The organism is Deinococcus multiflagellatus (genome assembly GCF_020166415.1).
Classification (GTDB): Bacteria; Deinococcota; Deinococci; order Deinococcales; family Deinococcaceae; genus Deinococcus; species Deinococcus multiflagellatus.
Genome location: NZ_JAIQXV010000003.1, coordinates 189176 through 204104 on the forward strand (window position 1 = coordinate 189176; position 14929 = coordinate 204104).

At 66.4% G+C, this 14929-nt stretch carries 11 protein-coding genes; 3 read left to right on the top strand and 8 right to left on the bottom strand.

Going from position 1 to position 14929, the window contains the following annotated elements; translation table 11 throughout:
* Window positions 1-105 precede the first annotated feature (105 nt).
* A complete protein-coding gene (locus tag K7W41_RS06025) occupies window positions 106-786 on the top strand; it encodes a hypothetical protein (RefSeq protein WP_224605728.1) in 681 nt (226 codons plus the stop codon).
* A gap of 66 nt (window positions 787-852) precedes the next feature.
* On the opposite strand, the gene K7W41_RS06030 is transcribed toward K7W41_RS06025, so the two are convergent.
* The 8 genes from K7W41_RS06030 to glnA form a co-directional block, all read right to left on the bottom strand.
* The gene (locus tag K7W41_RS06030; protein ID WP_224605730.1) at window positions 853-2289 is read right to left on the bottom strand and encodes a hypothetical protein; all 1437 of its coding nucleotides are present in this window, start codon (window positions 2287-2289) and stop codon (window positions 853-855) included.
* A gap of 272 nt (window positions 2290-2561) precedes the next feature.
* Window positions 2562-3530 (bottom strand): lipocalin family protein, encoded by a 969-nt coding sequence (locus tag K7W41_RS06035; protein WP_224605732.1) that lies wholly within the window; start codon window positions 3528-3530, stop codon window positions 2562-2564.
* Between the two features lie 94 nt (window positions 3531-3624).
* A complete protein-coding gene (locus tag K7W41_RS06040; protein WP_224605733.1) occupies window positions 3625-4347 on the bottom strand; it encodes an ABC transporter ATP-binding protein in 723 nt (240 codons plus the stop codon).
* A complete protein-coding gene (locus K7W41_RS06045) occupies window positions 4340-5149 on the bottom strand; it encodes an ABC transporter ATP-binding protein (RefSeq protein WP_224605735.1) in 810 nt (269 codons plus the stop codon). The genes K7W41_RS06040 and K7W41_RS06045 overlap by 8 nt, the downstream gene beginning before the upstream one ends.
* Before the next feature lie 17 nt (window positions 5150-5166).
* Window positions 5167-6795, bottom strand: a complete 1629-nt coding sequence (locus tag K7W41_RS06050) for a branched-chain amino acid ABC transporter permease (RefSeq protein WP_224605737.1) — start codon at window positions 6793-6795, stop codon at window positions 5167-5169.
* Window positions 6792-7805, bottom strand: coding sequence for a branched-chain amino acid ABC transporter permease (locus K7W41_RS06055; protein WP_224605740.1), 1014 nt, complete (start codon window positions 7803-7805; stop codon window positions 6792-6794). Before K7W41_RS06055 ends, K7W41_RS06050 begins: the two co-directional genes overlap by 4 nt.
* 356 nt (window positions 7806-8161) lie before the next feature.
* Window positions 8162-9319, bottom strand: coding sequence for a branched-chain amino acid ABC transporter substrate-binding protein (locus tag K7W41_RS06060; RefSeq protein WP_224605742.1), 1158 nt, complete (start codon window positions 9317-9319; stop codon window positions 8162-8164).
* 709 nt (window positions 9320-10028) lie between these two features.
* Complete coding sequence (gene glnA / locus K7W41_RS06065; protein WP_224605745.1) at window positions 10029-11384, bottom strand: type I glutamate--ammonia ligase; 1356 nt, start codon at window positions 11382-11384, stop codon at window positions 10029-10031.
* 326 nt (window positions 11385-11710) lie between these two features.
* On the opposite strand from glnA, the gene K7W41_RS06070 reads away from it, so the two are divergent.
* Window positions 11711-13867: a glutamine synthetase III family protein gene (locus K7W41_RS06070; protein WP_224605748.1), complete on the top strand. Its 2157-nt coding sequence runs from the start codon at window positions 11711-11713 to the stop codon at window positions 13865-13867.
* A 188-nt stretch (window positions 13868-14055) separates the two neighbouring features.
* Window positions 14056-14868 carry an AAC(3) family N-acetyltransferase gene (locus tag K7W41_RS06075; protein WP_224605751.1) on the top strand — a complete coding sequence of 271 codons (813 nt, stop codon included), beginning with the start codon at window positions 14056-14058 and terminating at the stop codon, window positions 14866-14868.
* Window positions 14869-14929: the final 61 nt, after the last annotated feature.

Genomic DNA, 14929 nt, shown 5'->3' on the forward strand with positions numbered 1-14929 from the left:
CGCGCAACGGCCACGCAACGCCCCCAGGGGCATGGTGAAGGCGTCCGATCACGCCCCGGTCACGCCCGGCGCCTTACCGTGGCCCCACCCCAGGAGGTTTCCGCCATGAAGCACACCCGCGCACTCTTTGCCATCCTCGCCCTCTCGTCGCTGGGCCTGTCGGTTCCCGCCGCCGCCCAGAAAACCACCGTCACCATTGGCGGTCAGCCCGTCAGCCTGGACACCGTGAAGGTGGGCGGGCGCACCTACGTGGCGCTGGACCAGTTGCAAAAGGCCCTGGCCGCGGCGGGCGGCGCGAATCAGCTGGGCGCCGCCGAGGGCTGCCTGAACGAATGGCTGTTCAACGGCACCTGGCGCCTGCGCGCCACCGCCGTCAAGTACGTGCCCGACGCAGGCAACGGCAACTACTACGGCTGGGTGGTCACCACCGAGATTCGCAACGGGGGCAAGCAACTGCTCAGCCTGTACAACACCGGCATCGAGAAAGGCATTGGCGTGGCCCTGAAAAACGGCGATTTCAAGACACTGGGCCTCAGCGGCCTGGCTTCCGCCTTCAGTGACCACTACATGGACGACCTGCCCCCCGGCGCGGGCGTGGTGATGGACCTGCCCTTCTCCTGGCAGGGCGGAAAACCCACTAACGCCGAAGCGCAGGCCAACCCGCCCGTCAAACTGATCGTGCCGGTGGACGTAAGCGCCCTGCGCCGGGGCGGCAGCACCCTGTACAAGACTGTGAAATACGCCAAGGACCCCAATTTCCGCGTGAACCTGACCTGCAAGAAGTAGAGGGAAAGAAGGTGCGCGCGGCCTGCTGGGGAACAGGCCGCGCGCATTGTTCACCCTCCTGCCCGCTTAGCGCGAGAGGATGTAGTTCAGGCCGGTGGCCGGGTCCAGGACGTGCAGGGCGCCGTCGAAGCCCACGATCAGCTGGGTGCTGCCGGGAATGGCGTACAGGGTGGCGCTGCTGGCGCGGCCCTTGCTCAGCGGCGTGCCCTTGGGCGGCTCAATCAGGGTGCGGTCGCCCGTGGCCGGGTCAATGCGCACCAGGGCGAAGGGCTCGGCGGTCACCTGCGCCTGGGTGGTGTATAGGGCGCCGCCGCTGTAGACCAGCGCGCTGCCGATGTGCGCCGCGCCCTGGCCCTTCTTGAACACCTGCGCGCCCGCCTGATCGGTCTGGCCGGAGATCAGGCGGCGCTCGCCCGTCTTCATGTCCACGCTGACCACGATGTAGTTGGGGTTGGGCCCGCCCGAGGCGTACAGGGTGGTGCCGTTCACCGCAAAGTCCCCGAAGATGGGCCCGGTGCCGGCCAGGCTGCTGGTCCAGGGAATGCCGCTGCCCTGCACGTTGTCGCCGCTCACATCAAAGCGCGAGACCGAGGTGCAGCGGTAGTCGTTTTTAGCCTCCAGCTTGAACAGCGCAAAGCCCGAGCCGATGGGGCTGTTGCTGCCCATCATGTACACGTTGCCCTCGGCGTCGGTGGCCATGTAGGTGTGCGGCAGGGCAGGCGTGACCGCCTTGGGGTCCAGCTGGGTGCAGAAGTAGCCGTTGCCGGGGGCAGTGGGCTGCGGGGCCGGGGCGGGGGCGGGCGCCGCCGGTTTGGGGCCGCCCAGCAGCCCACCCAGCAGGCCCCCCACGTTCACATTGCCAATGGGTGTGGAGACGGTGGTGTTGGGCAGGGACACGCCCGGCGCATTGCCTCCGCTGCCGCCGGCCTGGGCGGGGCGGCGGGGATCGGCGTACTTGAGTTCCACCGTGTCGCGCACGCGGGTGTCGCCGGCGGTCGTGGGGGTCCACAGCAGGGTGCGGTCCCCGGTGCGGGGGTCAATGCGGATCAGCTGCCCCGTGTGGGCCAGCAGCGAGCCGTCGGGCAGCGGCTGCACGTCGGAGATGTTGCCCAGCGTGTACAGGTCCAGCATGTCGCGGTCGCCCTGCACCTTCACGCCCTTGCCCACCTTCTCAATGGTGTTCAGGTAGCCGCTGACCACGCGGCGGTTGCCGGTGTTCAGGTCCACGGCCATCACCACGCCGAAGGGGTCGGTGTTGCGCAGCGTTTCCAGGGCGAGGTACAGGGTCTGGCCGTCCGGGGTGACAAAGCCGCCCCGGAACTGCTCAGTGCCGCCCTGGTAAAAGGTGGAGCCGCTGCCAATGGCACCCACGCCGTCCGGGGCACTCTTGGCCACGCAGCGTGCGTTGGCGCTGTCCTTGGTGCAGTCAATCATGGTGGGGAGGGCGTGGGCCTGGGGGGCCAGCAGGCCCAGGGCAGCGGTCAGGGCAAACAGTCGCTTCATGGTGGGGGTCCTCCGGGACGGTGGGGTGGCAAGGGTCAGGACGCCAGGCGGGCCTGGGGGCCGTTGGCTGGGGGCGAAGCTGGACCCGCACGGGCCCGCTTCGGCTCAGCCCGGAGTGTAGAGCGTGAACTTTTCCGCGCTCACCGCATCTGCTCTTGACTTGGCGCGGGCCGGTCTGTAGACCAGCACCGGTTCACGCTGCAAAAGGCCGCCGCAGGGGAACGCCTCTGCGGCGGTGACGCCTTCATTCTCCGATTGGGGCGCCTCCCCACCTACCGTTGAACGCCACCCACGAGTTCCATCATGCCGGTGCCCTTCGCCGGTTGCCCGGCCCATGTCCCCTGCACCTCAATGGGCCCTTCCCAGTAGTCAATGCGGGTGCTGCGGCTGCGCAGCTCCTGCTCGCGGCGCACGGCGCGCACGGTCAGGTCAAAGTCGTCGGCCTGCAGGCGCCAGCCCAGGGTGTAGGTGTGGCCCGCCGGGCTGGTCCAGGTGTCGCCCGGGGTGGCGCGCAGGCCCGTGACGGGGCGCACCTGTCCGCCGGGGTCCACCACGCTGCCGATCAATTGCGCCACCTCGCCGTCCGGGCGGCGCACACGGTACACCATCAGGTCGTCGCCGCTTTGCAGATGCACACTGAACCAGTCCCATAGGGCCGTCTGCCCGGGGATCTGGTTGCCCCACTGGTGGTCCAGCCACGCCTGCCCCTGCACCGTGCGGCCCCCCACCGTTCCCTTGAGGGCCAGGCGCGTTACGCCCTGGTAATACAGCGCCCCCACACCGGGGCCCCCACTGTAGCCGGGCGGATGAATCACCGGGGCTTTCAGCGGCGTCAGGGTCAGGTTCAGCGGCCCCGCCTTCAGCTCGAAGGGCGCCGCAGGGCTGTTCCCCTGCTGCCGGAAGGTCCACGCGCCTTGGGTCAGTTGCAGGGGCGCAGAGGCCGCGTCACCCGAGCCCGCCGGCTGCTCCAGAAAGCTCAGGGTCCCGCTGCGCAGGTCGGTCACCGCCACGTGCGAGATCATCAGCGGCACCGGCAGGCGGCTGTCGCGCACCCGGAACTGCGCCCAGTGCAGGGCCAGTCCCTCGTCGGGTATGAAGGCGCTCACGTACCACCACTCCATCGGGAAGTGGTGCGGGCCGTAGTCCGTGGCGCGGGGCAGCGCGGCTGGATCAATTGTCGTCTGCACCGGCGCACAGGCGCCCAGCAGCGCGGCGGTCAGGAGGGGCAGCAGGCGTTTCATGGTGGCCAGCCTAGCGCCGCGGCCATTCCCCAGCCAGCAACAGTGGGGCCGACCTTCCGCGCAGAAGGTCGGCCCCAGCGGGTGCGTGCTCTGATCAGTCGTCGCCCAGATACGCCTTGCGCACGCTTTCGTCCTGCGCAATGTCGGCGGCGTTGCCCGACAGCTTGATCTCGCCGGTCTGCAGCACGTAGGCGCGGTGGGCAATGCTCAGGGCCATGTTCGCGTTCTGCTCCACCAGCAGCACGGTGGTGCCGCGCTCCTTGTTCAGCTTCACAATGATGTCGAAGATGGCTTCCACGAACAGGGGCGACAGGCCCATGCTGGGTTCGTCCAGCAGCAGCAGCTTGGGCGCCACCATCAGGGCGCGGGCAATCGCCAGCATCTGCTGTTCGCCGCCGGACATGGTGCCGCCCAGCTGGTTCTCGCGCTCTTTCAGGCGCGGAAAGAAGGCGAAGCCCTCCTGGATGCGCTGCTCAATGACGGCGCGGTCGGTCACCGTGTAGGCGCCCACATCCAGGTTCTCGCGCACCGTCAGGTCCTTGAAGATGCGCCGGCCTTCGGGCACGTGGCTGATGCCCCGGTTCAGGATGTGGTGCGCCGGAATGCCGGCAATGGTCTGGCCGCGGTAACTCAGGGTGCCGCGCCGGGGCTTCATCATGCCGCTGACCGTGCGCAGCGTGGTGGTTTTGCCCGCCCCGTTGCCGCCGATCAGGGCCACGATCTCGCCCTCGTTCACGGTCATGGAAATGCCCTTGAGGGCGTGAATGTGGTCGTAGTAGGTGTGAACGTCGTTCAGTTCCAGCATCGCTTCAGGCATGGGGGCGCTCTTCCTTCCCGTATTCGCCGGCAGCGGCGCCCCGGCCCAGATACGCTTCCATCACGCGGGGGTCGTTGCGCACCTGGTGGGGCAGCCCCTCGGCAATCTTGGTGCCGTAGTCCAGCACCGTGATGTGCTCGGACAGGGTCATCACCAGCCGCATGTCGTGTTCAATCAGGCACACCGTCACGCCCAGTTCGTCGCGGATGCGCCGGATCAGGGCCTTGAGGTCCTCGGTCTCGCGCGGGTTCATGCCGGCGGCCGGTTCGTCCAGCAGGATCAGCTTGGGCGTGGTGGCCAGCGCGCGGGCAATTTCAAGCTTGCGCTGGTCGCCATAGGGCAGGTTGGTGGCCAGCTCGTTGCGCCAGCGGCCCAGCCCCACGAAGTCCAGCATCACGCGCGCCGCGTCTCTGGCCTCCTGCTCGGAGGCGTGGAACTTCTTGGTGCGCAGCACCGCGTCCACAAAGCCGCTTTTCAGGCGCGAGTGGCGCCCCACCATGATGTTTTCTTCGCTGGTCATGGTGGAAAACAGGCGGATGTTCTGAAAGGTGCGCGCAATGCCCGCTTCCGTCACCTGGTCGGGCCGCAGCCCCACGAGGTCGCGCCCGGCCAGCTGAATGCTGCCGCGCGTGGGCTGGTAGATCCCGGTGACCATGTTAAAGAAGGTGGTCTTGCCCGCGCCGTTGGGCCCGATCACACTCACGATGCTGCGCTCGGGCACGTTCATGGTCACGTCGTTCACGGCGGTCAGGCCGCCGAAGACCTTGGTGACGCCCGCGACTTCCAGAATGTTGCCCGACACGCTCCTCACTGGCCCTGTCACTTCGCGCCTCCACTGCGGTCATTTTCCTTAACAGGCGCCAGACCGGGGCTGTACACGTCGCCCTGGTTGCCCTTGCCCAGGGCGCCGGCGTTGCCGTGCCCACTGTCGTCTTCCTGGTTCTCGTCGTGGTGCAGTTCCAGCTGGCGCCGCCGGCTGGGCAGCAGGCCCTCGGGGCGCAGCAGCATCATGGCCACCAGAATCGCGCCGAAGATCAGCTTCTGTAGCTGGCTGGGGTTCACCTGCTGGGGAATCCAGTCCACGTTGGCGCTGGCTTCCCCCAGGCCCGGCAGCACGCGGAAGCGCAGCAGCGCCACCACAGCGGCCCCCAGCACCACGCCGGGAATCGAGCCCATGCCGCCCAGAATCACCATCGCCAGCACCATGATGCTCTCGTTGAGCACAAAGCTTTCGGGGCTGATAAAGGTCTGCTTGGCGGCAAAGATCATGCCCATGACCCCGGCGAAGGAGGCGCCGGTGGCAAAGGCAATCAGCTTGGTCTGCAGCAGCGGCACGCCCATGGCCTGCGCCGCCACCTCGTCGTCACGAATGGCGATCCAGGCGCGGCCAATGCGGCTCTTGTCCAGGCGCACATTCACCTGCATGATGCCCAGAATCACCAGCAGCACCAGGAAGTACAGGAACAGCAGGTTGTACTGCGACTCTTCAAAGCCCAGGCGGCCCGCCAGGGCGTTGAACCACGGCACCGAGGCGCTGCCCACCGGGGTAATCCCCTGCGAGCCCGCCGAGTACAGGTCCAGGTTCAGCGCGAGCACGCGAATCACTTCGCCCAGGCCCAGCGTGATGATGGCCAGATAGTCGCCCTTGAGTTTCAGCACCGGCAGGCCGATCAGCACGCCCACCACGGCGGCCGTGAAGATGGCCAGCGCCAGGAACAGCCAGAAGAACGCGGGGTTGATGCCTCCGGCCAGGGCGCCGGCCTGGCCGGACATCAGCACCAGGGCAGCGCGGGCGGTCAGGATCAGGCCAGCCACCAGGCCGAAGCTGGCCAGACGGAAACTCCAAGTGGTGGCGGCGGTGGCCGCCGTGCGCTGGGTCTGCCGGTTGATGTAGACCATGCTCGCCGCCGTGATGACGGTCAGGGCGAGGCCCAGTGCCAGGGTCCCGGCGTTGGTGGCCCCCGGGTTTTCCCCGAAATACTTCAGGATTTCAGAAAAGCGCGGGCTGGCGAAGATGGACCACGTGTAGGCGCCCACCGCGAAAAAGGCAATGTAGCCCAGGTCCAGCAGGCCGGCCAGACCCACCACGATATTCAGGCCCAGGGCCAGGGCGGCGAAAATCATCACCTGAATGCTCAGGTCCAGCAGGCTGGTGTCGGCGCGCCCGGCCAGCGGCAGCACGAACAGCAGGCTGCCCAGCGCCACAATCAGCTTGACCACCGGATGCGCCCGCCACAGGTAGGCAAAGAGAATGTTGGCCAGAAACAGGCTGACCATCACCGCTTCCACAATGGGATTTTTCAGAATGGTGCCGAGGTGGCCCATCTGGTTGAGCAGGTCGCTGTTGTGCGACACCAGCAAGACGGCGCTGCTGATCAGGAAAAACAGCAGCAGCAGTACCGACTGCTCGGCTTGCGAAGCCCGCGGCGGCTTTCTCGCGGCGGTCATACTTTCTCCACATTGCTCTTGCCGAGCAGGCCGGTGGGCTTAAAGATCAGAATCAGCACCAGCACGATAAAGGCCCCGATGCGCTGGTACGAAGCGTCCACCGCTTCCAGGTTGGCAATCCCAGCCAGGCCGCCCAGCACGCTCATGGCGCCGATCAGGCTCTGGATCACGCCCAGGGTCAGGCCGCCGAGCACCGCGCCCGGAATAGAGCCAATGCCGCCCAGCACGGCGGCCGTAAAGGCAATGATCCCGGGATCAAAGCCGCTGTAGGCGTTCACGGTGCCGAACTTCATGCCGAACAGCACGCCGCTGATGCCGCCCAGCGCCCCGCCAATCAGGAAGGTGGCGCTGATCATGCGGTCGGCGTCAATGCCCATCAGGCCGGCGGTCACGCGGTCCTGGGCCACGGCGCGGATGGCCTTGCCCATGCGGGTGCGGTTCACCAGGTAGTTCAGCGCGCCCAGGCTAACCAGCGACACCAGGATCACGATGATGTCGGTGACTTTCACCCGCACGCCGATGGTGTTCAGGAAGCTGCCCAGGCTGGCGCAGGAGCTGTTGGGACCGCAGAACGGCCCGGCAAAGCCCTGGGGCAGCGTATAGGTCAGGTCAAAGCGGCCCTGGAACCCTTCAATGATGCGCAGGGTGTCTTGCAAGATCAGCGACACCCCAATGGCGGTGATCAGGGGCACCAGCTTGGGGGCGTTGCGCAGGGGGCGGTAGGCGAGGCGTTCAATCAGCACGTTCAGGGCGCCGGAGATGACCATGGCACTCAGCAGGGCAATGAGCAGCTTCAGGTAGCCGTTCATGCTCACGTCCTTGAGCACGCGGAAGACCTCGAAGCCCACCACGGCGCCAGTCACGAACACTTCGCTGTGCGCAAAGTTGATCAGCTGCAGCACGCCGTACACCATGGTGTAACCCAGCGCGATGATCGCGTAGACAAAGCCCAGGACGAGCCCGCCCACAACCACCTCCACCAGAAACGGCGCCAGAGTGGCGAAATCCAAAGAACTCAACTCCTTTCAAACAAGGGGAGGGCGCAGCCCAGGGCCGGGCGGCGCCGCAGGAAGCGGGAAGAGGGGCACAGGGCCCAGAGACACGCGCAGCCGATGGAAAAAGCCAGACACTGCCAGAGCGAACGGTAACGCGCGCTCCTTTTGACCGGTGGTCTGTGGGTATGGTACCCCGGCGAACAATCGGGCGTCATGTGCCCCCCCGGGGTGTCCGGCCTTGCCGATCAGCAAGCAAAAGCCAGCTCTGGCCATACACATGTAAAGGGCCGGGCCGTGTGGCCCGGCCCCAGCATGCGACGGGGGTGGCGTGCTTCCCGGCCCCAGGCATAGACACCTGGGGCGCAGAAGCCTTACTGCTTGACGGGCTTAACGGGAATGCTGGTGCTGAGCTTGAACTGGCCGTTCGTCACGTTCATGACGTACAGGGTGGCGGCCTTGCGGTCACCGGCCGAGTTGAAGCTGACGTTGCCGGAGAGCAGGCCGGTGTAGTTGCCCTTGCGGATGGCGCTTTCCACCTGCGCGCGGCTGGGTAGCTTGTTGCCGTTCGCGCGCACCGCGTTCAGCACGCCCTGCACCACCACCTTCGCCGCGTCGTACCCGAACGCCCCGAAGCCCTGGGCGTCGTCGTTGAAGGTCTTCTTGTAGTTGGCAGCGAACACCTTGGACGCGGGCAGCGCGGTGATGGGCGCGGCGACGGTGGTGAAGTAAATGTTGTTGGCGTTGGCCTGGCCGACGATGACGGGCAGCTCGCCGCTGTCCATGCCGTCGCCGCCCACCACGGGGGTGGCGATGCCGGCTTCACGCAGCTGCTTGATGAACACGCCCACCTGGTTGTAGATGCCGCCGAAGTAGATCGCGTCGGGCCGCTGCAGACGGATCTTGGAAATAATGGTCGAGAAGTCGCTCTTCTCTTCCGTTCCTTCGTTCGCCACCACGCTGACGCCCTTGGCCTTCAGCGCCTTTTCCACTTCCTTGGCCAGACCTTCGCCGTAGGCGGTCTTGTCGTTGAGGACGTAAACCTTCTTGGCCTTGAGGTTGGTGGCGATGAAGTTGGCGCCGGCCGGGCCCTGGGCGTCGTCGCGGGCGACGATGCGGTTCATGTTGCTCAGGCCACGGTCGGTGACCTGGTTGGCGGTGTTGGCCGGGGAGACCATCGCCACGCGGCTCTTGACGAGCACGGCGCTGGCGGGGATGGCCACGCCGCTGTTCAGGGTGCCCACCACGGCCAGAATCTGGCGGTCGGCGGCAATCTTGTTGGCGGCGGAGGTGCCGGTGGCGGGGTCGGCCTGGTCGTCGTAGGGGACGAGGACGAGGTCGAAGCCGAGCTTCTTGAACTGGGCCTTGTACTCGTTGACGGCGAGCTGGGCGCCGTTGCGAATCTGGGAGCCGAGGTCGCTCTGGCCGCCGGACAGGGGGCTGAGGCTGGCGATCTTGATGGTGGTCTGGGCGGAGGCAGTGCCCAGCGCCAGGGCGGCCAGGACGGTCAGCGAAAACGCGGTCTTCTTCATGAATCCTCCGAGTATGAATGCACGTCGGGCCTGAAAAGTTGCCCGGGTGCGGTGTAGAGATGCGGCAATTTTAGAAGCGGCTTTAGGGTCTGTCAATGCGCCATTCATGAGCCAGCTTGAAATGTTTCCGTCATATTGGCAGTGCTGCGCATCATCTGTTGCGAATTTTGAACTTGGTGCGGCAATAATTGTGCGTGAACTTGCACATCGCCTCAAAGTTAGCGACGCCTGGGCGGTTCTGTGCGCAAGTCTGTGTTGGGTTAGGGCCACATTGCGCCGTCCCTGCAAGGGCCAAAACAGAGCCCAATGCGCCGGTTGTCTAAACGAGCAGGGCAAAGAATCGTCAATCCTGGTGGTTGGGCGACGTTTGGCGGCTTCGCATCCACAGCCGCGCAGAAGATTCTGGTGGCGCCCGGCGGGCAGGTGGCCGATCTAGGAGGAGGCGGTCTGGGTGGGGCAAGACCTGCGCTTGCGGGCTCTGGTGTGGGCCGGCTGTATGCAAGTCGGGGTCAGGACAGGGGTGCGGCGGGGGCCATTGCCCAAGGCCCCACCCACAGGACACTGAGCCCTTTTTCTGTCTTCACAGCGGCGGTCAGTTCCTTAAGCACCAGACAGGTGGCCCACTTCCGCCGTGTCTGTGGCAGGGACTTCCTCTGTTTGCCCCAGAGCCCTTGAGGGGCTTCGTGCTCGGGGCTCTGGGGCTCCGCTGTCAGATCAGGTCCAGGTACCGCTCCAGTTCCCAGGCGTGGACGGCCGCGCTGTACTCGCGCCACTCGGCCCGCTTGGCGGCCACGAAATGGTCTAGTACATGGTCGCCCAGCGCGCGGGCCATCACCTCGTCTTTTTGCAATTCGTCCACGGCTTCGCGCAGATCGGTGGGCAGTTCGCGCACGCGGTGGTGGCGTTTTTCGCGCACGGTCATCTTGAAGATGTTGCGCTGAATGGCGGGGGGCGGCTCCATCTCCTGCTCAATGCCGTCCAGGCCGGCGGCCAGCATCACGGCCAGCGCCAGATAGGGGTTGCAGCTGGGGTCCGGCATGCGCATCTCCGCGCGGGTGGAATGGCCGCGCTTGGCCGGAATGCGAATCAGCGCCGAGCGGTTGCTGGTGCTCCAGGCCACGTTGACGGGCGCTTCAAAGCCCGGCACCAGCCGCTTGTAGCTGTTGACCAGCGGGTTGGTGATTGCCACCATGCCGCCTGCATGGTCCAGCAGTCCGGCGATGAACTGCAGCGCGGTGCGCGACAGGCCGTATTCGCCGTCCGGGTCGGCAAAGGCGTTGGCGCCGCCTTTGAAGAGGCTGAGGTGGCAGTGCATCCCCGAGCCGTTCACGCCCGGCATCGGCTTGGGCAGAAAGCTGGCCAGCAGGCCGTATTCCAGCGCCACCCGCTTGACCACAAACTTGAAGGTGGCAATGCGGTCGGCGGTCTCCAGCGCCGGGGCGTAGCGGAAGTCAATCTCGTGCTGGCCGGGCGCGACCTCGTGGTGGGCAGCTTCGATTTCAAAGCCCATCTCGACGAGCTTGTTGGTGATCTCGCGGCGAATGCGCTCGCCCTTGTCAATGGGCGCCAGATCAAAGTAGCCGGCCTTGTCGTGGGTGACGGTGCTGCCCCGGCCATCGGGGGTGCGCTCGAACAGAAAGAACTCGGGTTCGGTGCCCACGAACATCTCGAAGCCCATCGCCGCCGCGCGGGCCATCTGGCGCTGCAGCACCTGCCGGGGGTCGCCCTCAAAGGGGGTGCCGTCGGGCAGGGTCACGTCGCAGATCAGTCGGGCCACCTTGCCGCGCTCGCCTTCCTCACGGGAAAACTGCGGGTAGATCAGAAAGGTGCCCAGGTCGGGCCGCAGCAGCATGTCGGACTCTTCGACGCGGGTAAAGCCTTCCACGGCGCTGCCGTCAAAAGTCACGTCGCCGCTCAGGGCTTTTTGAAACTGGGATTTGGGGACCTCCACGTTCTTGGTGGTGCCCAGAATGTCAGTGAATTGCAGGCGCAGAAATTTAACTTCGGCGTCCTGAAGCTCGGTCAGGATCTGCTCGCGGGTGGGGGTGGCGGGGCGGGGCGTCATGACAGCGGTCCTCCGGAGGGCGCGGGAAATGCCGACATGCTACGGCCTGGACAGAGCAGGGCCAACTGTTTTCCAAGCGTCGGGTCAAAGAGGGACACTTCGCCGGGTCTGACCCAACAAATTGCACAGTGTGGCCCGAGAACCCGGACGACCCCGCCCCGTTCCCGCATCTTGTTCAGAAGTTTGCGTTGACCCTGCCCAGGGCCGCCTCCTATACTCGCGCAGAAGGAAGCCCGGCAGGGGGACACAGGCACAGCGGCGTGCACTTTCACGGGATGCGTCCGGCACGCCCGCTCCGCGCCCCCCGCCCGCGCACAGGGAGCGACATGAACCATGATTTCGATGTGATCTCGGCGGCCCGCAACTGGCGAACCGACGCCTCGACCAGCGCCACCCCCCACGACATCGTGTCTGGGGTGTACGCCAGCGACGTGCTGACACTGGAGGGACTGAAGACCCGCCTGAGCAAGCCGACGTTCAAGAGCCTGCAGGCCACCCTGGAGCGCGGCGCCACCCTGGACCCCAGCATTGCCGACACCGTGGCCCTGGCCATGAAGACCTGGGCGATGGAAAAGGGCGCCACCCACTACACCCACTGGTTCCACCCCCTGACCGGGTCCACCGCCGAGAAGCACGATTCCTTTGTGTCGCCGGACGGCGACGGCGCGGCCATTGCGGCCTTCAGCGGCAAGGAACTGATTCAGGCCGAGCCCGACGCGTCGTCTTTCCCCTCGGGCGGCCTGCGCGCCACCTTTGAAGCGCGTGGCTACACCGCCTGGGACGCCTCGTCACCCGCTTTCATCATGCGCCACGCCAACGGCGCGACCCTGTGCATTCCCACGGCCTTTGCATCCTGGACCGGCGAGGCGCTGGACAACAAGACGCCGCTGCTGCGCTCGGTGGAAGCGCTGAACAAGGCCGTGACCCCCGCCCTGAAACTCTTCGGGGCCAGCGAGGGCACCCGCGTGAGCAGCACCCTGGGCGCCGAGCAGGAATACTTCCTGATTGCCGAGGAATACTTCTACCGCCGCCCCGACCTCGTGATGACCGGGCGCACCCTGTTCGGCGCGCAGCCCCCGCGCGGCCAGGAGCTGGAAGACCACTACTTCGGCGCCATTCCCGACCGCGTGCTGAGCTTCATGACCGATGCCGAGCAGCAGCTGTACGCCCTGGGCATTCCGGTCAAGACCCGCCACAACGAGGTGGCCCCCGGGCAGTTTGAAATTGCCCCGATTTTCGAGGACAGTAACATTGCCGCTGACCACCAGCAGCTCACCATGCAGGTGCTGCGCAACACCGCGCGCAAGTACGGCCTCGTGGCCCTGCTGCACGAGAAGCCCTTTGCCGGCGTGAACGGTTCGGGCAAGCACTGCAACTGGAGCATGGCGACCAACAAGGGCGAGAACCTGCTGGAGCCCGGCGACACCCCGCACGAGAACCTGCAGTTCCTGTTCTTCACCAGCGCCGTTATCAAGGCCGTAGACGACCACCAGGACCTGCTGCGCATCAGCGTGGCCAGCGCCAGCAACGACCACCGTCTGGGGGCCAACGAGGCGCCGCCCGCCATTCTGTCCATCTTCCTGGGCAGCGAACTGACCGAGATCTTCGACCGTCTGGAATCCGGCCAGGGTGGGCGCGGCAGCGAAGCCGGGCTGCTGGGCCTGGGGACGAACGTGCTGCCCCCGCTGCCCCGCCACGCCGGGGACCGCAACCGCACCAGCCCCTTTGCCTTTACCGGCAACAAGTTCGAGTTCCGCGCGGCGGGCAGCAGCCAGAGCATTTCCTTCCCTATCACGGTGCTGAACACCATCGTGGCCGACGCCGTGAGCCAGCTGGCCGCCGAACTGGAAGGCAAACTGGGCGCGGGCGAGGACCTGAACGCGGCCGTGGCAGACATCGTGAAAGCCACCTATGCCAAGCACAAGCGCATTGTGTTCAACGGCGACGGCTACAGCGAGGAGTGGCACAAGGAAGCCGAGCACGCGCGCGGCCTGCTGAACCTGCGCACCACCCTGGACGCGGTCGAGCACCTGACCGACGAGAAGAACGCGGCGCTGTTCAGCAAGTTTGGTGTCCTGAGCGACCGCGAACTCGCCGCGCGCCAGGAAATCATGTACGACATCTACTTCAAGACGGTGAACATTGAGGGCGAGACCACCGAGTACATGGCCCGCACCATGATTCTGCCTGCCGCCGTGAAGTACCTGGGCGACCTGCACGCCGCTGGACAGGGCCGCGCCGTGAAGGCCATCGCCACTGAAGTGGAAGCCGCCGCCGACGCCCTGTACGACGCCACCCAGACCCTCAGCGCGCACAACGCGGCCCTGGGCGGCGACGAGGTGCACGAAAAGGCCCACCACATGCGCGACCATGTGCTGCCCGCCATGCAGGACGTGCGCACGGCCGCCGACCGCCTGGAAAAACTGGTGGCCGGGACCCACTGGCCCCTGCCCACCTACCGCCAGATGCTGTTTGTGAAGTAAGGGCGGCGGCAGCGGGCCCGGGAACTTCTGTTCCCGGGCTCGTTTTTTAGGGGGATAAGGAGGCGGGGAGCGGGAGGCAGTGCGCGGGAAGGGCAGAGCGGGGGAGGGGGCTTGATAGGGGATGGCGGCGGCATTAGATCCTTGCCCGCTCCCCGCTCCCCGCTCCCGAGCCGCAGTACACTGAATCCGTGCTGAACCTGCTGCGCCGACCTGCTGTGACCCCTGCCGAACTGGACGAGGGACTGGCGGCGCTGGGGCTGGACGGCTCGCAGCATGTGATCGTGCATGCCAGCCTGAAATCGTTTGGCACGCTGGACGGCGGGGCCAAGGCGGTGGTGGACGCCCTGGCCGCCCGCACCGCCACAGTGGTGGCCCCGGCCTTTACCTACAGCACGCTGCTCACGCGGCCCACCTCGGTCACGCACGCGCGCTTTCACCGGACCTCGCGGGTTAGCCGGGACATTGGGCGGGTGCCGCAGGAACTGGTGGACCGTCCCGAAGCCCAGCGCTCCTTCCACCCCACCCTCAGCTTTATCGCGCTGGGCCAGGAAGCCGGGCGAATCACCCAGGCGCAGACCCTGCAAAGCCCCTACCAGCCCATCGGCGCCCTGTACGACCTGGACGGCTACGCCCTGCTGATGGGCGTGGATTTTGGCAGCAACACCAGCGTGCATTACGGCGAGCATCTGGCCGGGATGCCGCTGCTGACCCGGTATGTGCCGCTGGGCGGACAGGTGGTGCCCACCGCCTTCCCCAACTGCTCGGCCGATTTCGACAACCTTGCCCCGCAGGTGCACCTGGGCCTGCGCAGCGTGCAGGTGGGCAGCGCCACGCTGCGGCTGTACCGGGTGCGGCGACTGGTGGACGCCACCGTGCGCCTGCTGCAGCAGGACCCGGAAGCCCTGCTGTGCACCTACCGCTCCTGCCGCTGCCAGGAGGTGCGCGCCCTGGTGCGCGAGCAGGGTCTGACTCCGCGCCGCCACGTCGGTTTGGTCAGCTGAGCGAGGCATGCGGAGCGCTTGAGGGGCAGCCGCTCAACGGCGCCGGAGAAAACGAAGTAAG